This window comes from Clostridium estertheticum, assembly GCF_018861295.1.
GTDB classification, from domain to species: Bacteria; Bacillota; Clostridia; order Clostridiales; family Clostridiaceae; genus Clostridium_AD; species Clostridium_AD estertheticum_D.
This window is the reverse complement of record NZ_JAHLDM010000025.1, coordinates 25,536-43,646: the sequence shown is the minus strand read 5'-3', so window position 1 is coordinate 43,646 and position 18,111 is coordinate 25,536. Positions and strand designations below refer to the sequence as shown.

Genomic DNA, 18,111 nt, shown 5'->3' with positions numbered 1-18,111 from the left:
AAATTATAGGAGGTAATATGTCAAATATAAATAAAAAATTTTCCAATGTAGAGGAGTGGCTTAGTGTATCTTATGGTAAAGCGGAACGGTTTCAAAAGGCAAAAAAGGTGCCTTTTGACCCAAGTCAGCCTTACGATAAAAAAGGTCCGGTATCTATTCAAATGGTCGATGCAAGTTGGGTGAAGTCTGATAGAGGTTTTAGTGAGGACTGTCTTAACCTTAATATCTGGGCACCGGTTGTTCGTAAGGAACCACTTCCAGTTGTTGTATATATTCATGGCGGAGGATGGACTTATGGAGGTAATACAGATGATACTTCTGATATGTCTGGCTTAGTATCAAGCGGTAAAGTCATTGGTGTCTCAATTAATTATCGTCTTGGTGCATTAGGTTGGTTATCATTATCTCAGTATGGTGGAGCCTTAAAAGACGCAACGAATCTTGGCATGACAGATATTGTTATTGCATTGGAGTGGATTCATGAAAATATTGATAAGTTCGGAGGGGACTCTAATCAAGTCACTCTTACTGGGCATAGTGCAGGAGCCTATAATTCACTTGCCTTATTAGCTGTACCAGAAACTAAGGGATTATTTCAGCGTATCGCAGCTTTTTCAGGTTTTGTATCACGTTATATACCGAGATGGTGGGCGGAAGAATTTGCACATAAAACATTGAAGAAGTTAAATATTGAAAATCCGGAAGATTTATTAACTATTGACGCTAAATTATTAGAGAAGACAGTTGAAGGTCTACTGCCTGGGGATCCAATTCGTAAACATGGTATCGATAATATAAACATTGGTATGGTTGACGATCACGAGTTGGAAAATGGAGTTTTCTCTGTAAATCCACAAGAAGTGATAGATTCAGGTGAACGTAAAGCTGTAGATATCCTTATCAGTTCTACAACTGGAGAAGTAGATTGGTATGTACTGAATATTCGTAAACGTTTTGATCCAGGCAGTACAGAAGCTATTGTGGATGAGATGGTTGAGAACTCTCATGTAGCACGTAGTCAGGCAGAAAAGATTTTAGCTTTTCATAATAAAGAAAGCCTTGAGCCAGTTGAGGTTAGAGGTTCCTTATATACAAGTTTTAATTTCACACTACCGGCGACTAGATCTACACTAGCTCATGCGAAAGCGGGAGGTCGTGCCTATCAATTAAATATTGGTCCTGCTGAAGGTGCACCTGCAGTACACGGTACTGAAATGTATGGAATTGTTGGGCAAGTTAAACCTAACGCAAGTCAGGAGCAAATTGAACGTGATCGATTTGTTACAGAGACGGTTCTTAATATGGCAACAGGAAATTATGAGAACTTATGGACTCCAGTATCAGATAAGATTGAGATAAAGGATATAGGACAACGTCCTTATGTAAGCAATACGTATGCAAAGGAAATTTTAGAATTATTTGATGGTGTTGATAGAACTTAATTGATTTATAGAAAGAATGAGTTGGAAAAATAGTAGGGTAATGGATATGAATTGATATCCAGTCATAGAATAAAAGCAGCATGTGAGTGGGCAGGTATAAAGAAGGTTCCTGTTACTATCTATAATATGGATGATAATCAGGCAATAATTTTTATGGTGAATAGTCAATTTTCAACGAGAACATGTAAAACCAAGTGACAAAGCATTTGCTTTTAAGATGTGATTGGAGGCTATCAAGAGGTGAGGAGAGTGAGGTTGATTTAACTTAGTCCCAACCTGGGACTAAGTTATCAATAGATTGGATGTTGGAATCAATTAATTTTTTATAGGTGTAATTCATAATGTCATACTTATCAATGTAATTACGATAAAATGTTGACTTTGATATTCCCGCTTTTTTTACTATTTGGGCCACAGTAATTTTACTCATAGGATACTTTTTAAGAATTTCATTGAAAACAGATAAAATATAGTCTTTGGTATGGGTCATTTCTGTATGTATACTCCAATTATCCTCTTCAAGAGGGCGGTTGGAGTATTTCCCTTTCTCAAAACTTTTTTTGTTTGGGTAATCATTGTTACTCCGTTATAATAGTAAAACACTGTAAGCGTAAAAAAATTAAGTATCTAGATAGTATGTCATCTCATTGATAAAGTTAAATTAAAAGATTAATTGGGAGGGATTAGTTATGAAATTAAATGAGTTATGGATGCAGTATGAAGCGGATAAACGAATTCTAGGATTCAACCCACATACATATCGGACATTAATGAAATGCTGGGAAATAATAAGTCTAATTATTAACTATATTTTGAGTTATCAATATTGTATAAAGTGGTTAATGATTAATATCTAAAGAGGGGTATTTTGCACTTGCGATTAGTGCGGGTGAAAAATTGTTTAAATATAAGTATGGACATAAAAAGTTATAGTGATAAATGATACTGTAATTAAACTACTCACCTACTTTGATGAGTGAGTAGTTTATGGGTGGTTCTGACTTTACTTGTATAATGTCTCAATCTCCTTAATTAAACTGATTGGTATGCTGCGAGGGCCTCGAACCGCATATACACCATGTTCTCTTAGCATGGCAAGATTTATTGAATATCTATCATATTTCGTCAAGAGCTTGATTTTCATAACACGATTCATACTTACTTTATCATCATTGTAATTATAAGGAATATTAACTTCGACTACTTTACATTTATATTTAATAGAAGAATAGGGTGCAGCTACATACATGTATACAATATCACCAACTGCAATGTTATTACTCTGTTTCCAGAGAATCACATCATTATCCATGAAGGCTTTATCAAGATCAAAGTATTTAGGGTTTGCAGGAACAAGCCATTCAGTATTTGCGCCAGCTTGTGAGCGACCAAGTTTCTTGCTGTTCAATGTTAATTCGAAGCTCATGTCAAGCAAAAAATAAATCGTATCTATGTCAACAGAACCATCTAGTAAAATTGAAATCCAATTTAATCGGTTCATATGATAAGCTGGTAAAAATCCATCCTGAGTACAAAGAGAACCGATTAGAATTGGGTCACACTTTACATTCAAAATATCTACTATCTCATCACCGTCTAGTTGCAATTTTTTTCTTGAAACATTTGAAATCAATCCATATCATTTCATATTGTCTGAGTGGCGGAGCACCGCATAACCAGGCAATTTCATCCACGGATAATCAGGCTTAGTGCCATATTTCTTATTTGCATACTGAAATATTTCCGTACGGCTGATTAGCATGGCTTTTTTTCTTGACTGTTTATATTTCATTTTTAAAACCCCAGAGCATGATTGAGTAAAAAACAGGCATTAGGTTTTCCCCTTTTTCTGTAAATGAGTATTCTACGTGAGGTGGGATTTCATTAAACTGCATTCTATTGACAAGGCCATCTGCTTCCAGTTCTCTGAGACTGTTTGTAAGCATTGTGTTAGTAATACTTGACAGACTCTTTTTAAATTCTCCAAAACGAATCGTATCATGTATACATAGTTCATATAGAATTTGTGATTTCCACTTTCCTTGTAGCATTAACAGAAGTGGTGTAACAGGACAGTTTCCGTTTTCTGTTAGGATGCCTTTTTTTACATCTACCAAATATTCTTCATATGTCATCATTTCGTTCATCATTATAAAACCTCCCTAAAATCATGGTACGCTTTTTGTACTATGTATAAAAATTCTGCGTACTTGATTGTTATGATAGAGTAAGTATAATAAATATACAAGGGGAAGTCAATGACTTACCAAAGAACAAAGATAGGAGAGTTGTACTTATGGATCTAGACGTGATTTTAGAAGAAGGCTTGCCGGATGATATTTTTGAAAAACCAAAGCACGAGCTTACAAGGCGTTTCTTAAGCCGATATCAGAGCGGAATAAGAGTATAAACTAAATGGAGGAATAGGATATGGAATTAGTTATAAAAGATATTAAGACAAAAGGTGTTCTGACAAAATCAAATCTGCCCATTGGCGGATATTCTGCTAATCCTTATACGGGCTGTGCTCATAATTGTAGATACTGCTATGCATCATTCATGAAGCGATTTACGAATCATTCTGAACCTTGGGGAGAATTTGTAGATATCAAACATTGGCCAGAAATCAAACATCCAGAAAAGTATGCTGGCCAGAAGATTTTCATTTCTTCTGTGACAGATCCATACCAACCTTTGGAGGAAAAGCATTTTCGTACAAGGACTCTTTTAGAACAGCTTCAGGGTAGTGGTGCTGAAATCAGTATTGCTACAAAATCAGATTTGATCCTTCGAGATTTGGATTTAATCAAATCATTTCCAAATGCAAGAGTATCATGGTCAATTAATACTTTGGATGATGAATTTCGTGCAGATATGGATGACGCTGTTAGCATTGAGCGAAGATTGGCAGCAATGAAAGTTTTTCACGATGCTGGAATTCGGACTACCTGTTTTATCTCACCAATTTTCCCTGGTATCACAGATGTAGCGGCAATTATACGACGAGCTAAAGAGCAGTGTAATCTTATTTGGCTTGAAAACCTAAATCTTAGGGGTGGCTACAAGACCGTTATTCTTGACTATGTCAAAGAAAAATATCCTAAGCTTATTCCGCTGTATCAAGATATTTATCAGAAGAACGACCGTAGTTATTGGGCTTCTCTAGATGAAGATATAAAAAAGTTCACAAGAGATGAAGGTCTATTATATGTAAGGAATGATGATTCTATTTGTCGACCATTTGAAGAACCACCAATAGTAGTCAATTATTTCTTCCATGAGGAAATTATACCTTCTGCAAAGAAGAAGAAAAATTGTAAGTCAAGTTATGCAGATAGAGCTTTCATTTTATGATGAAAATAGAGGTGATGATATGGAACAAATGACACTTTTTGATAGAAACATCTCACAGCCACTTGCAGAGAGGCTCCGTCCTCAGACACTGGATGAGTATGTTGGCCAAACCCATCTTCTGGGATGTGGAAAGGTACTGAATCGCATTATTGAAAGTGACCAGATTTCCTCTATGATTTTTTGGGGGCCTCCTGGAGTTGGTAAGACAACACTTGCTAGAATCATTGCCAATCATACGAAGGCATCTTTCATCGACTTTTCTGCAGTTACCAGCGGAATTAAGGAGATTCGTACTGTGATGCAACAGGCGGAGGATCATCGTAGATATGGTGAAAAAACCATTGTCTTTGTGGATGAAATCCATCGTTTCAACAAGGCACAGCAGGATGCATTTCTACCTTTTGTGGAAAAGGGCAGTATTATTTTGATTGGAGCAACAACCGAAAATCCGTCATTTGAAATCAATAATGCTTTACTTTCCCGGTGTAAAGTGTTTGTTCTTAAAGAAATAAAGGTGGAAGAGTTAATTGTATTGCTTAACCGTGCTTTACGGGATAAAAAAGGATTTGGTAATCAAAAAATTCAAATATCTAACGATATGTTGAAGATGATTGCCCTATTTGCAAATGGTGATGCTAGAACAGCTTTATCAACCCTTGATATGGTTGTGCTGAATGGTGATTTGGATAGTAATGGTGTGGTCACCGTTACTGCTGAGGCATTGGAGCAATGTACTTCTAAAAAGTCGTTGATCTACGATAAGACAGGTGAAGAACATTATAATCTGATTTCTGCACTGCATAAATCTATGAGAAATTCAGATCCAGATGCAGCTGTTTACTGGCTTGCAAGAATGCTGGAGGCGGGCGAAGACCCATTGTATATTGCTAGGCGTGTGACCCGATTTGCCAGTGAAGATATTGGATTGGCTGATTCACATGCATTGGAAATAGCGGTGGCTGTTTATCAGTCCTGTCATTTGATTGGTATGCCAGAATGTACGGTGCAATTGACAGAAGCAGTGGTTTATATGGCTATGGCACCAAAATCTAATTCATTGTATATAGCTTATGAACGAGCCAAAAAGGATGCACTAAATCAGCTTGCAGAGCCAGTTCCTCTTGTAATCCGCAATGCTTCTACTAATTTAATGAAAGAACTGGATTATGGAAAAGGGTATCAGTACGCTCATGATACAGAACAAAAACTGACTAATATGCAGTGTTTACCGGATTCACTTTTAGGAAAGGAATATTATAAACCAACAGAACAGGGGGCTGAAGCAAGATTAAAAACACGACTGGAACAAATCAAGGCGTGGAAAAAACGGCATAAGAAATGAAAACAATTTACAAAACTGCTGATAGTAATTATAAAGTCTTACAGCTTTATGATGACCAACTGTCCAAGCTAAATGTACCATATAAGGATTTATATATAGATACTTTTTTCGGTAAAACACATTTAATTGAAACTGGAAATCTAACAGGAAAACCGCTTCTTGTTTTTCATGGAGGAAATGCGACAACATCATGTAATCTGCTGACATATAAATTCTTGGTTGACTATTTTCATGTATATGCTGTTGATACAATTGGACATCCTGGCAAGAGCTCTGAGCATTGTCTTTCTCCCAATAACTATGATTATGGTAAATGGGCAAGTGAAGTTATTAATGCTTTACATTATGATAAAATATGTTGCTTTGGTAGTTCTTTTGGTGCAGGCATTTTGGCAAAAATGATGTGTGTATCGCCTGAAAAAATAAAAAAATCTGTTTTAATTGTACCGTCAGGAATTAAGAATGCACCTGCATACAAAAGTATAAGTATGCTACTACCAATGATTATGTATAGGATAACGCACAAAGATTTTTGGTTCAAGAAATGTATTTTGCCAATGGTGGTCACTGAGGAAAATATAGATTCGGTTATGTATGAAACAGCGAAATGTAGTATTGATAATGTAAAAATCAAAGCTGGTATGCCAAGTAATGTTATCATAAATGATATGAAAAAATGTACAGCACCTACTCTTGTAATGGCTGGAGAAAAAGATTGCTTGTTTCCAGCTAACCTTGTAATTCCACAAGCAGAAATAATTATACCAAATTGTACTCCATATCTTTTAAAAGACAGAGGACATATACATTATTTGATGGAAGATGAGAAACAGAAAATTGTTGATTTCTTAAAGTAAAAAATGATCAAACTCTATAGATAAAATAGTACACTTTATTCTTGTTTTATGTCATACCAGCCGCAAAATAGTAGCTCGTTTTTGATTTATAATTCATCGAAAATGGGAAATACTGTGTTGTGGCTGTTTTTTCACAAATCGTTTCAATACCTTATATATTTAAAAATTGAATATATTCAATTTTGAAAATATATATCTCAACGTGGTAAATTTACGCTTTACGGTTACTACCCCTGTATCAATACCTATTACTTTATCGTAATACTTTGACAACTTATACGCCAAAATACCTGACCCACAACCTATATCCAATGCTGAACCTTTGCTATCTGACATTTCTAAAATGAAAAATTTACTATTATCAAATAGTGATTCCATAAAATCATATTTGTTGTTAATCACCCTTTACCCCAGAGGTAACAAACCCACAAGCTGTAAATATAGATATTAAAACTATGAATACGAGTAAAAATACTTTTCTATTATTTTTAATAATAAACACTTCCTTTCATATACAAGAAATGACGTGGAATTTCCTTTTCACATCATTTGTGTTACACCTATAACTACTTTTAGTTTACCTTTAACTTTTCTTTATTTTTCTTAGATATATACGTGTAAACTAAGTAGACTGAGACTATACATATATATATAATTACTATTAATATTTGTTTATTTATTTTTATATAATCTAAAAAAAGTGTAGATAATATACATGATGATATAAAAAATATAGTTTGTATTATAGATTGTTTCATATATGCCTCCAAATGATTTTAAAATATTGTATATTTAAAACTATTTTACCTTTATTTATAGTAACATAATGTGATTAGTTGCACTAGTAGAATTAATCAAATATGTTTGGATTACTAATTATCCCAACACTTTTTCGAAGTAATGAAGTTACCCTTAGTTAATGTTTAATCAGTTCTATCCAATTAATCATAGTATCAAGCGTAAGCTTTGTATTCCCCATATTGCAATGATTAGAAGCGCATTCTTTGTCTGTAAAGAGACGAAAGGTTAGGGAGTGTACATTACTCAAAGAATCTAATTCTTCCTTAAAAAGTTTGTAATCAATAAAATGATCCTGATTTGCTCCTATAACTAACACATCTTGATCAATTAGGTGTCCAACATCAATCATTTGGAATTCATTTAGTTTTAATACATACTCATAAGGGGATTTTGCATTATAAGCATACATACCATGCTTAATTCCCCAGTCTATTGTAGAATTTTTTTTTGACTTCATTTTAAAAACTAAATTTAATATTGGCGCTGCGTGAAACATCATTAATATCTTTATTACTTTTTGAAGTGAAGGCGGAATCATACCTAATACAACAAAAAAGAAGTTAGGAAAAATTGACCATGCAATAACTCTCTTGATTCTTTTTTCATAAGCAGCTGCTCTAGGTGCTAGCATTCCACCTAACGACGCACCTATAATAGTAACACCATCAAGGTTAAGATAATCGATTATAGCTTTTACCGGCTTCTCCCATTGATAAGTAAAATGCTTTCCTTGGGTACGCATCACACCTCCTTGTCCAGGTCCTTCGAAAAGATATACATCAAAACCATGCTCTGCAAAATAGAGCATGGGAAAGAATAATTCTTCCATATAAGAATCATTCCCTCCATGCAATAAGATAGTATCCTTCTTTTCTCCTACTGCTTTTGTATATAATACCGGAAGATTTACTTCATCATAAGGGACTTCATAACGTACCACGGTTCCATCCTCAAAGTATTCCTTATAGTAATCATAGAACATATCGGTAGCTAATTTATAATATTTTATCTTATCCAGATCTCCATCATACATAAAGAACTCACTCATTCGATAATATCCAATAGCTTCTTTTATTCTTCTCTCTTTTTTTGCCTGATCACCTATTCCGATTAACTCTTTTTTCCATGATGCACTATCTTTGATTTTCTCAGAAATTTTCTTGATATCTTCCAAATCGCCACCATTCCACATTACTACACGGTTTAATTGGTAATTGAAATTGGGCTCCTTATTTAAATTATATATTCCCTTTGCAAAAGTAATTTTATCTTTCTTCATTTTATCTTCTCCCATATTATAATATTAAACTTAAAAGGCATAGTATTTTATTACCTTAGCTATACCCTTATTATAATTAATGATTAAAAATAAAACTTCTAAATAAACGCTAAATTATACCTGTGTAAATATTGCATCCTTTCGAAATTTATTTGCCGAAAGTCCAAACATATTTTTATTTGTTGTAGCAAAATGAGAAGGGCTATTAAATCCGGCCTTTATTGACGAGTCTGTGATATTTTCCCCCGAAAGCATATATTTGTATGTTTTTAATATCTTCATAATTACTAAAAAGCTATTTATGGATATCTTGGTCTCTTTCTTAAATAAATGAGAGAGTCTGCTTTGAGATAGAAATACCATTTGGGCCAACTCTCCTATGACACCTTCTTTAATTTCTTCTCTACCACGGAGCAAACACAATACTTTTTTAATTCTATAGTCCTTAATATGTGGACTTTTTGTATCTAAATTACAAGATTTTAGTATTCTTTCATAAGTATTAGAATATATCTTTTGTACCTGATGTTCATCACTTCTGTCTACCATGCTCTCATTCCAAATAGATTTAATTTCTTCTACAGTAGCTAAGTTCAGAGCGTGGTATGGCGAACCCTTTAAATATTTTTCTTCGATTTCCATAGCTATATCCGTTGTTTCATCAAATAGATATACTAAAACATCATTGCCATCGCTTTCAATCGTATGAAATACATCAGGAGAAATCATAATTCCTTCACAAGTGACCTGTTCCTCTTCAATAAAACAATTAATTTCTCCGCTTAAACTAATTATTAAATGCTTTGCCAAATGCTTATGATTATCCGGATCATTGTAATCATCTATTAAAAGCACATGATCCATAGCATAAAAAATTTCTGTCATAGAAAATCCACCTACCTAATAAAATATAGTATTATATATTCAATACTACCATAATTATTATAAATTAAATATATTTACAATTTATTTGAAAATGATGCTTGTATAAAACTTCTTGCTTTGAAATACCATTTATCAGAAAAAAAGCATACAAAGAATTATTTTTAAGGTTGTTGTTTCATTAGTAATGATAGTATACTTTTATTATGATATTTAGAAAGGTTGTGTGATTTATATGAAAGATAATAAAATCAAATTAGAGGAAATGAGTAGTTTTTTTAATAATCGTGCTGATTGGTATGAAGAACATATGATGAATAATGTAGATGGAGCGGATAAATATTATATTGAAACTGCAAAATTAATACCAAAAATTAATGGCTTAAAAGTACTTGATTTGGGGTGTGGAACTGGTTTAGAATTAGATGAAATTTTTAAGAAAAATCCAACAGTTATGGTTACAGGAGTCGATTTAGCTAAAGATATGATGGAAAAAATAAAACTAAAACACAGTGATAAGTTAAACCAGCTTAATCTTATTGTTGATAGTTATTTCAGTTATGATATGGGTGAATCTGTATTTGATGTTGCTTTATCTGTAGAAACACTTCATCATTTTAATCACGAAGAAAAGACTAAATTATATAAGAAGATTTTCAAAAGTTTGAAACCAAATGGTTTTTATGTTGAAACTGATTATACAGCTCCAAACCAGGACTCTGAAGATTTTAATTTTAATGAGAATAAGCGAATTCGCTCTGAATTAGGAATAACTGATGGCTTCTATCACTATGATACACCGTGTACTGTGGAAAACCAGATGCAAATGCTTTATAATGTTGGTTTTAAATCAGTAGAAAAAATGTGGCAACATGAAAACACGACTATTTTATTGGCAATGAAATAATATAAATATGTTGCAAAACCAAATAACCCCTTACCCCAGGGGTAACAAACCCAATTAAAAAATGCCTTGTTTTCTATTTTAAATCATTATATGATGTTTATAGACATCGATGTACTTTATAAAGAAAGGAAGAATTATGAATATAGAAATTGAAAAAACTCCATTTTATAGAATTGCTTATATAAGGCAGGTTGGATCTTATGGGCAGAATAATATTAAAGTAATGGAAAAATTAAAAAAATGGGCTAAGTCTACTGGACTGCTTAATGAGCAATCTATCATACTAGGAATTGCCCGTGATAACCCTAAAATAGTAGAACCTGAAAATTGCCGTTATGACACATGTCTCGTTATTTCAAATGATTATTGCATTAGTGATGATTATATTAGTGATGGTAACATTCTTGGAGGAAATTATGCAGTTTTTAAAATAAGGCATACAGCTGAAGAAGTTCAAAAAGCGTGGCTTGCAATTTTTCCGGAATTATTCAAGAAAGGCTATCAACTGAATGAGTCAAGACCTATTCTTGAAAGGTATAAAATTGAAATGGTTAAAAACCATTTTTGTGAAATTTGTGTACCAATTCACTAAAGTTTAGTTTTAATAAAATACGTAAGTCTTACTCATTAGTTGTGTCACATTCTTCATACTTTTACATGATAACAGCCACAAAATAGTAGTTCCTTTTTTGATTTATAGTTCATCAAAAATGGAGAATACTGTCTTATGGCTGTTTTTTTCACGAATCGTCTCAATACCCCTATATTTAATAACTGTTTTATTGTATCAAAACCTTGGGAATATATGTCTCAACGTGGTAAATTTACACTTTGCGGTTACTACCCCTAGAAAATCGTGCATTCATATTTGATATTTGATGATTACCTTTTACTTGAAGCAATATGCAACATTTCTTCTGAGATATCACTCCCTATTACTTTATCTTAATACTTTGACAACTTATATGCCATTTATGTTAAATCTTATTTTTCATTTGAACGCACGAAATATGATAATTGCATTTTACTGTTGACCTTTAATTTTTTATATATATTTTGTACGTGATTATCAACAGTTTTAGATGATATAAAAAGTTTTTCAGCAATTTGTTTATATGTTAATCCTTTAATGATAAGTTCTATAATTTCGCTTTGCTTTTCTGTGATATCATATTTTTGCTTAAAGTAATCTGTAAGTTTATTATTAGCGATAAATGAGGGTGTATTAAAATATTTTAAAACAAATAAAAGATTAAAGATATTTATTGTTAAAAAATAAGAAGGTAGTGCTGCCATTTTTAATAGCTCTATGTTTTTAATAAGTTGAATATAGGGTCTATATGATTCAATCATTATAAAAGGTAGAAATATTATGGTTATTAAAACAAAAGATTTTATAGCTTGTTTTAAATCCTTATTTACAACCTGTTTATAGTTTTTAAGTCCAACATAGAGTTCATATATAATTACTGAAATAATGGAAGCATGTATTATAAATTTAAAAATATAGTGTGTTTCAAATAAATAATATATAGCTATTCCTATAAATTGAAATGTAAAAACAGAAAAAAATATTTTCTTTTTTAGGTTTGTTATTTCCAAACCAAAAAGATAATTTATAAAGAATATCCCTAATAAAGAGCTAAAGGATGTACCAACAAAATCTAAAAATTTACATAGGTATGGTATAAATGAGCTTACTTGAGCTACATATTTTGAGTACAGTCTTAATGCTATTGAATTCTGAATAGCAAAAAAAGAAAGATTCAATGCTATAAAAAACTTTAGAGCTTTCTTTTTATTACTATTGTATATGAAATAGGAAATTGAAATAGATGATACACCTGCAAATAATGAAATAATATAAAACAATGAAATAATGTCTTTCATAATGACACCTGTCCTTTCATACCTTTTACTTTGAAAAAATATTTAGCTCATTCAATAGAATAAATCTTCATATACAATATTCAGTATAAAACAGATAGGTCTATCTTTCAATATCTTTAAATACGAGCAGCAGTAGGACAGAAACCAATATTCAAGGATATAAATACGATAAAAAATCGTGAAATTTAGAGTCTAATAAGGATAGGGAGTATCCCCTATTCCTATTTTTTACGAAATTAAGGGGGGTTTTACCTATAGACTCCTGTTTTTTTTGATGCTTTAATTATTTACGAAGGTACATGCTTATATGATTAAAAAATAAAATACAAGGGAGCTATTATATGAATTTAAGAAAGAGCATTAGTTTTTTATCTTTTATTTTATTGCCAATTACATTGAACTACTTTGCACCAGTTTTGATAGTACAGGCAAGTTTTGAAAAAACATTTACAATTATGCATATTATATTTCTATTAATGATTTTGTCTGCAATATTCTTTGGAGGATCATGGTGTAGTTATATATGTCCATTTGGTGCATTACAAGAATTAGTTCCTACTACTAAGCCAAAACATAAATTACCTAATTTAAAATGGTTAACAGGAGGTGTCTTTTTTACATTAATAATAGCGCCGCTAATAATGCATGGTTTCCAAAAAATAATATTACCTTATCATATGGTAGATACTAAGGTTTCAGTATCTAGCTTTCATGACTTAATTCGGTATTATATAATAACTATATCTATTATTTTAATAACAATAGTGTTAGGTAAAAGAACTTGGTGCCAATATATCTGTCCTATGTATATATTTAATTATATTGGAATGAATATTGGAAGTTTTTTAAAATTACCTTCTTTGAAAATAACATGCAAAAGTGAAAAATGTACTCAGTGCAAAAGGTGTACTAACAACTGTTTAATGGGTATTGAGGTAGCTGATATGGTGAAAAATAATAATTGGAACACGAAGGAATGTATCCAATGTGGTGAATGTTTAAATGTATGCAAATGTGATGTGTTGAAAAGAAAATGGAAAAAGTAACATTGAATAATAATAAATGGTAATCATCTTTTACCCCAGGGGTAAGAAACCCTACTAATCATTTATTTGTTTACGCTTCATAATACTTTTACCTACTTTAATTATTGCCCATCCAATTGTTGAACCAATTGCTAATGCAATCATAGAGGAATCTGTCTTAATCCCTATCTTTCTAAAAATCCAAAATACGAATAATACAACCAAAAAATATTCAACTGCTTGTATTACCAATTTAACAATTTTATTCATCTTTACTTCTCCTTTTACTCCGTATATCCTTAATTCTTTAACAGTTTATTACCTAAAGCATTCAATTCTTCACAAAATCCATATTTGCTTAAATATGACTGCCCATTAATTACAATAGTCGGAGTGAATACTTTTAATTTCAATATGCTACCATCTTTCATTGTTAAAGTAAATTGTATAAGCTGCCCAACGATGATTTTGCTAGAATCAACCTTTTGATAGGTAGGGACAGTATTTAATGTATCTACAACTTCGTCAATCTGTTCTTCCTTATTGATTACCACTGTCCTATTTGGTGGAGAACCAAGTACACTTATTGATGATATATCAGATTTATTCAGATGTTTAAATGGTTTATTTCCTATGATGCCTTTAAAATACAACAGCCATATGATTGTTGTAATTAAAAACAAAAATATTGAGATTACAATTACTTTTTTCTTCAAAATCATTCCCCTTTTTGTATCATCGTGAATAACAATTTAGACTAACAATATATATTTAATCATACTATGATTTGCATAAATTATGTATATTTGCATCCACATACATCCCTGTATTTCAAATGGTTTTCATCCTAGAATACTCATTTTATTAAATTCAAAAAATCTATTATACCTCTTGCCTAGTCAAATATGCTTGGACTATTATTTAGTAAGTTTAACTCTATCTGGTGTACATATAGTACCTTCAGGAATGTTTAAGTGACCAGTACTATCTAATTTATAATCTTTACCATCAATTGTAAACTTAGAGTTTTCAGTATAACCAAATTGAGAAAAATCCTTATCGGTATATGCACTCCGAAGATTTGTAAGATCCTCTTGAGTATATAGCCAACCACTTGGTTCAAAAAGTACTTTTTCAGATTTGTTATCAAGTTGAATCATTTTCCCAGTCTCAGCACCCAAACTTTCCAGTCTGGCTCTTACTTCTTGGCAATTAGGTAAAAAGGTTCTTAATAAATCTAACTTTTCATCTAAAGGATAATTGCCACCAATAATTTTGACTAATTTAGTCGATTGAGCCATATCATTAAATTCATCCTCAGAAAATGCTTCTGAAACATCTTTATCAGGATACATATCATAAAAAAGTAATCCTATATTATTGCCTTCCTTTACATATATATCAGCATATCCATGCATTAAAGTTTTAATTTTATAATTTGTTCCACTACTCACATTCAAAACATTATTATTAAATTTAAGTTCATCATAATTACCCGAAGTATATTTATTAGTAATTGTATTAATATTATTAGTACTAGTTGTTGTTTTATTAGTACTTAATATATTATTATAGTTATTTCTATAACTCATAAGTGATGATACTCGATTATACAAATAAATTCCTCCTAGAATTTAGTTTAGCTATATAATTATCGATAATATATAGGTATAGTTTAGCTTATTTTCAATTATCTACAAATAAAACTATAATATACTATATAAGTATCTAATATAGAAAAGGTACTAGTAGGATATGATGATAACTAGGTCTATGTCCACGATAACTCAAAAACTAGTATTCAAACTATCTTAAATAATGATTTAAGATTCGCTTGGGCAGATATTAGGATAATTGATAAAAACCGCGTTCTTTGCATTATTTTTAGTTTCCATAGTTTTTGCCTACATCCCAAGCTTTACCGATTTTTTCTCCCACATTATAATAATTAAATTCATATATAGAAACTAAAATAGGATTAATTTTTTTTAAATCAGGAATATTATTTGTGAGATATTTTTCTTCGGAGTATGTTTGCACTACTTCACCTATTATAATTATATTAGTGCCACCTAAATCTAATTCATGAACAACCCTGCATTCCATATTAATAGGACATTCCTGTATCATTGGAACATCTTTAAGACCTCCGTAAAAAGTATTAAAGATGTTTGATTTATCAACATCTTTTCCGGATACAATACCACAATAATCTGTAACTTCTAGCATCTCCACTGATGGAATATTAATACTAAAAGATTTATTTTGTTTAATTCCAGTACATGTATAATGAGATCTATTAAGCGATATTGAAATCATAGCTGGAATTCGATTTACTATACCACAATATGAAACGTTTAAGTAATTAGGTTTACCATTAACATTTGTACCAACAAGTATTATAGGATTCGGGTAGAGATAATTTTTATTCCCCATTTTTATTTTATCCATTATATAGTTAACCTCCTTATATTTAGAAACTTATAAAATAACCTTAAGCTAATATTATATATTGTGCAAGTACCTACTTTTAAGTATAATACTATACAAAAGGTAAGTGGATAAAATTTGAAGGAGGTGTATTTATGTCAATAATAAAAGATAAATTATATACTTGTCCCATAGATTTCACCATTGATTTAATTAGTGGAAAATGGAGTATGTGGGTTTTATGGACTTTACAAAATGGTACCTTACGATTTGGAGAACTCAGAAAAAAAATACCTTCAATTACTGAAAAAATGCTAATACAACAACTTAAAAAATTTGAAAGCTATAATATTGTTAGTAGAAAAATGTATTTTCAAGTTCCTCCAAAAGTAGAATATTCATTAACTGAATATGGCAAGAGTCTAAAACCTATAATATTATTAATAAGACAATGGCGTAATGAACATTTGTTTATCCAAGAAATTTAGAACATTTAAATAATTTCACTAAAAACCATATAACATAATAATAATGTTATACGGTATGTCTTTAAGTCCTCTATAAATATCATAATTGCTGTTGCTATAAATGTTTCAAGTACTGTAAACTAATTTGTAAACAAAAGTATAAACACTGAATAACAAGGGTTTATTTGTACTTCCACAGTGTCTTTTTTAACACTTGGAGTTGTTTAATTGTCATCAGTAGCGACCACTACTACTATACAATTGTCATTTCCTTCAGTAGAGATATGCAAAATTCACAAAACATATCTGATTCTTCAAAATTAGGCATATGAGCAGAGCGCTCAAACCACATAATCTTTTTATGCGGAGCACGTAATTTTTCTAAATACTCAATAACAAGTTCAAAAGGGGGTAGCATACACAAAAATGATATTTCGTACGTTAATGAAATTAAAACCCCATAAATGTAATAATTTACTGGTTAAGTAACAGTAATAATAGTATAATTAAACAAATGTTTTGTGTCGCAACAGTAGAAAAGCACGAAGAAAATTTTTTAGGAGGTATTGAATGAAACGAATGTCATTTAAGCGACCAACCAATTATTATGATGACAAAATCAATCTAATAGATGAAAAAATTTGTGAGTTAATAAAACAACGCAAGGAAACTTCAAACAACAACCCTGGTTATCCACCTTTTGAATTCATATCTAATTGGGCAGAAAAATTTGATTTATACGAGGACCTATTAAAATCAATATTTGGTTCACTGTGGAATGATAAGACATACAGACCTTTAGTTGAGCCAGAGGGATTTCAAAGCAATTTACAGGTATTAAAGTCAATCGAAGTAGATAATAGGTTTTTTTCTATAATTTATATCCGTCAGTATTCTAACTGCAGTGTTGTAAATCTCAATATAGATTGGGATAATTTAAGTGATTCATCAGAATGCCAGTCACGACATACTCTTTTTCAATTGTTTATAAGCGACCAATATGATTGCCGATTTTCGAGTGGAACAGGTGGAGACGAATTTTTACACAATAAATTCATTATATCACCACCGCTACCAGACAATATTTCTGGAATTAAGTTGATTTTTAAAGAATATAATCTACCACTTACAGATACACCAATTGGTCACGATATTATAATACAGTTGTAATAAATAATTTGTGTTGATTTAGTTCATATCTTTCATAAAATACGTCACAAACGAATGTACGATTTTACTTAAAACCTTACATTCGTAAAAACAGCATAAAGCATTGATACATAAAGCTTATAGTAGATTAAACTAAAGCCTTTTTTCTTATTGTATATTTGAATGTATTGTTTTATCTGATATATTACAAATATAGTACATTGATTTTGTGACCTATGGGACACTTTTTAGGAGTGAGTTTATGATAATAATAACCACTCACTTG

Annotated in this window: 20 protein-coding genes; 9 read left to right on the top strand and 11 right to left on the bottom strand. The window is 31.2% G+C overall.

Annotated features, from left to right (window positions below):
- Positions 1-17 precede the first annotated feature (17 nt).
- Entirely contained in the window at positions 18-1,442 is a 1,425-nt protein-coding gene (locus tag KPL54_RS20045) for a carboxylesterase family protein (RefSeq protein ID WP_216108310.1), read from the top strand.
- Positions 1,443-1,707: 265 nt separating this feature from the next.
- Here KPL54_RS20045 and KPL54_RS20040 read toward each other — a convergent pair whose 3' ends face one another.
- The 3 genes from KPL54_RS20040 to KPL54_RS20030 form a co-directional block, all read right to left on the bottom strand.
- Positions 1,708-1,932, bottom strand: coding sequence for a TetR/AcrR family transcriptional regulator (locus KPL54_RS20040; protein WP_216108309.1), 225 nt, complete (start codon positions 1,930-1,932; stop codon positions 1,708-1,710).
- A gap of 513 nt (positions 1,933-2,445) precedes the next feature.
- On the bottom strand, positions 2,446-3,075 hold the full coding sequence (locus KPL54_RS26755; RefSeq protein WP_268038884.1) for an MmcQ/YjbR family DNA-binding protein: 630 nt from the start codon (positions 3,073-3,075) through the stop codon (positions 2,446-2,448).
- Between the two features lie 148 nt (positions 3,076-3,223).
- The gene (locus KPL54_RS20030) at positions 3,224-3,592 is read right to left on the bottom strand and encodes a winged helix-turn-helix transcriptional regulator (protein WP_253203614.1); all 369 of its coding nucleotides are present in this window, start codon (positions 3,590-3,592) and stop codon (positions 3,224-3,226) included.
- A 280-nt stretch (positions 3,593-3,872) separates the two neighbouring features.
- Here KPL54_RS20030 and KPL54_RS20025 point away from each other — a divergent pair, with 280 nt between their 5' ends.
- The 3 genes from KPL54_RS20025 to KPL54_RS20015 are packed head-to-tail and all read left to right on the top strand — an operon-like array spanning position 3,873 to position 6,995.
- On the top strand, positions 3,873-4,796 hold the full coding sequence (locus tag KPL54_RS20025; protein WP_216108308.1) for a radical SAM mobile pair protein B: 924 nt from the start codon (positions 3,873-3,875) through the stop codon (positions 4,794-4,796).
- A 19-nt stretch (positions 4,797-4,815) separates the two neighbouring features.
- The gene (locus KPL54_RS20020; RefSeq protein ID WP_216108307.1) at positions 4,816-6,138 is read left to right on the top strand and encodes a replication-associated recombination protein A; all 1,323 of its coding nucleotides are present in this window, start codon (positions 4,816-4,818) and stop codon (positions 6,136-6,138) included.
- Positions 6,135-6,995: an alpha/beta fold hydrolase gene (locus KPL54_RS20015; protein WP_216108306.1), complete on the top strand. Its 861-nt coding sequence runs from the start codon at positions 6,135-6,137 to the stop codon at positions 6,993-6,995. The genes KPL54_RS20020 and KPL54_RS20015 overlap by 4 nt, the downstream gene beginning before the upstream one ends.
- A gap of 159 nt (positions 6,996-7,154) precedes the next feature.
- Here the strand turns inward: KPL54_RS20015 and KPL54_RS20010 are convergent, their stop codons facing one another.
- The 3 genes from KPL54_RS20010 to KPL54_RS20000 all read right to left on the bottom strand — a co-directional run bounded on the left by KPL54_RS20010 (position 7,155) and on the right by KPL54_RS20000 (position 9,960).
- Entirely contained in the window at positions 7,155-7,397 is a 243-nt protein-coding gene (locus tag KPL54_RS20010) for a methyltransferase (protein ID WP_216108305.1), read from the bottom strand.
- Between the two features lie 514 nt (positions 7,398-7,911).
- Positions 7,912-9,075, bottom strand: a complete 1,164-nt coding sequence (locus tag KPL54_RS20005) for an alpha/beta hydrolase (protein WP_216108304.1) — start codon at positions 9,073-9,075, stop codon at positions 7,912-7,914.
- Between the two features lie 114 nt (positions 9,076-9,189).
- On the bottom strand, positions 9,190-9,960 hold the full coding sequence (locus KPL54_RS20000; protein WP_216108303.1) for a helix-turn-helix transcriptional regulator: 771 nt from the start codon (positions 9,958-9,960) through the stop codon (positions 9,190-9,192).
- A 247-nt stretch (positions 9,961-10,207) separates the two neighbouring features.
- On the opposite strand from KPL54_RS20000, the gene KPL54_RS19995 reads away from it, so the two are divergent.
- A complete protein-coding gene (locus KPL54_RS19995; RefSeq protein ID WP_216108340.1) occupies positions 10,208-10,864 on the top strand; it encodes a class I SAM-dependent methyltransferase in 657 nt (218 codons plus the stop codon).
- 136 nt (positions 10,865-11,000) lie between these two features.
- Positions 11,001-11,456 carry an AraC family transcriptional regulator gene (locus KPL54_RS19990; RefSeq protein WP_216108302.1) on the top strand — a complete coding sequence of 152 codons (456 nt, stop codon included), beginning with the start codon at positions 11,001-11,003 and terminating at the stop codon, positions 11,454-11,456.
- A gap of 392 nt (positions 11,457-11,848) precedes the next feature.
- Here KPL54_RS19990 and KPL54_RS19985 read toward each other — a convergent pair whose 3' ends face one another.
- Complete coding sequence (locus KPL54_RS19985) at positions 11,849-12,754, bottom strand: helix-turn-helix domain-containing protein (RefSeq protein ID WP_216108301.1); 906 nt, start codon at positions 12,752-12,754, stop codon at positions 11,849-11,851.
- 341 nt (positions 12,755-13,095) lie between these two features.
- Here KPL54_RS19985 and KPL54_RS19980 point away from each other — a divergent pair, with 341 nt between their 5' ends.
- Positions 13,096-13,800: a 4Fe-4S binding protein gene (locus KPL54_RS19980; RefSeq protein ID WP_216108300.1), complete on the top strand. Its 705-nt coding sequence runs from the start codon at positions 13,096-13,098 to the stop codon at positions 13,798-13,800.
- A gap of 54 nt (positions 13,801-13,854) precedes the next feature.
- Here KPL54_RS19980 and KPL54_RS19975 read toward each other — a convergent pair whose 3' ends face one another.
- From KPL54_RS19975 to KPL54_RS19960, 4 genes are all read right to left on the bottom strand, one after another.
- Positions 13,855-14,049, bottom strand: coding sequence for a hypothetical protein (locus KPL54_RS19975; RefSeq protein ID WP_216108299.1), 195 nt, complete (start codon positions 14,047-14,049; stop codon positions 13,855-13,857).
- 29 nt (positions 14,050-14,078) lie between these two features.
- A complete protein-coding gene (locus KPL54_RS19970) occupies positions 14,079-14,495 on the bottom strand; it encodes a hypothetical protein (RefSeq protein ID WP_216108298.1) in 417 nt (138 codons plus the stop codon).
- Positions 14,496-14,696: 201 nt separating this feature from the next.
- Positions 14,697-15,395 carry a hypothetical protein gene (locus KPL54_RS19965; RefSeq protein WP_216108297.1) on the bottom strand — a complete coding sequence of 233 codons (699 nt, stop codon included), beginning with the start codon at positions 15,393-15,395 and terminating at the stop codon, positions 14,697-14,699.
- Between the two features lie 268 nt (positions 15,396-15,663).
- Entirely contained in the window at positions 15,664-16,230 is a 567-nt protein-coding gene (locus KPL54_RS19960) for a flavin reductase family protein (protein ID WP_216108296.1), read from the bottom strand.
- Positions 16,231-16,364: 134 nt separating this feature from the next.
- Here KPL54_RS19960 and KPL54_RS19955 point away from each other — a divergent pair, with 134 nt between their 5' ends.
- Both KPL54_RS19955 and KPL54_RS19950 read left to right on the top strand, forming a co-directional pair.
- Entirely contained in the window at positions 16,365-16,697 is a 333-nt protein-coding gene (locus KPL54_RS19955; protein ID WP_216108295.1) for a winged helix-turn-helix transcriptional regulator, read from the top strand.
- A 549-nt stretch (positions 16,698-17,246) separates the two neighbouring features.
- A complete protein-coding gene (locus tag KPL54_RS19950) occupies positions 17,247-17,846 on the top strand; it encodes a hypothetical protein (protein WP_216108294.1) in 600 nt (199 codons plus the stop codon).
- Positions 17,847-18,111 lie beyond the last annotated feature (265 nt).

What these genes read in the sequence shown, in the direction of transcription:
- KPL54_RS19985 (WP_216108301.1), bottom strand. Translation starts at nt 12,754, where the DNA reads ATGAAAGACATTATTTCATTGTTTTATATTATTTCATTATTTGCAGGT.
- KPL54_RS20005 (WP_216108304.1), bottom strand. Translation starts at nt 9,075, where the DNA reads ATGAAGAAAGATAAAATTACTTTTGCAAAGGGAATATATAATTTAAAT.
- KPL54_RS20040 (WP_216108309.1), bottom strand. Translation starts at nt 1,932, where the DNA reads ATGACCCATACCAAAGACTATATTTTATCTGTTTTCAATGAAATTCTT.
- KPL54_RS19975 (WP_216108299.1), bottom strand. Translation starts at nt 14,049, where the DNA reads ATGAATAAAATTGTTAAATTGGTAATACAAGCAGTTGAATATTTTTTG.
- KPL54_RS19960 (WP_216108296.1), bottom strand. Translation starts at nt 16,230, where the DNA reads ATGGATAAAATAAAAATGGGGAATAAAAATTATCTCTACCCGAATCCT.
- KPL54_RS19990 (WP_216108302.1), top strand. Translation starts at nt 11,001, where the DNA reads ATGAATATAGAAATTGAAAAAACTCCATTTTATAGAATTGCTTATATA.
- KPL54_RS20045 (WP_216108310.1), top strand. Translation starts at nt 18, where the DNA reads ATGTCAAATATAAATAAAAAATTTTCCAATGTAGAGGAGTGGCTTAGT.
- KPL54_RS19955 (WP_216108295.1), top strand. Translation starts at nt 16,365, where the DNA reads ATGTCAATAATAAAAGATAAATTATATACTTGTCCCATAGATTTCACC.
- KPL54_RS19980 (WP_216108300.1), top strand. Translation starts at nt 13,096, where the DNA reads ATGAATTTAAGAAAGAGCATTAGTTTTTTATCTTTTATTTTATTGCCA.
- KPL54_RS20025 (WP_216108308.1), top strand. Translation starts at nt 3,873, where the DNA reads ATGGAATTAGTTATAAAAGATATTAAGACAAAAGGTGTTCTGACAAAA.
- KPL54_RS20020 (WP_216108307.1), top strand. Translation starts at nt 4,816, where the DNA reads ATGGAACAAATGACACTTTTTGATAGAAACATCTCACAGCCACTTGCA.
- KPL54_RS20000 (WP_216108303.1), bottom strand. Translation starts at nt 9,960, where the DNA reads ATGACAGAAATTTTTTATGCTATGGATCATGTGCTTTTAATAGATGAT.
- KPL54_RS20015 (WP_216108306.1), top strand. Translation starts at nt 6,135, where the DNA reads ATGAAAACAATTTACAAAACTGCTGATAGTAATTATAAAGTCTTACAG.
- KPL54_RS19950 (WP_216108294.1), top strand. Translation starts at nt 17,247, where the DNA reads ATGAAACGAATGTCATTTAAGCGACCAACCAATTATTATGATGACAAA.
- KPL54_RS20030 (WP_253203614.1), bottom strand. Translation starts at nt 3,592, where the DNA reads ATGATGAACGAAATGATGACATATGAAGAATATTTGGTAGATGTAAAA.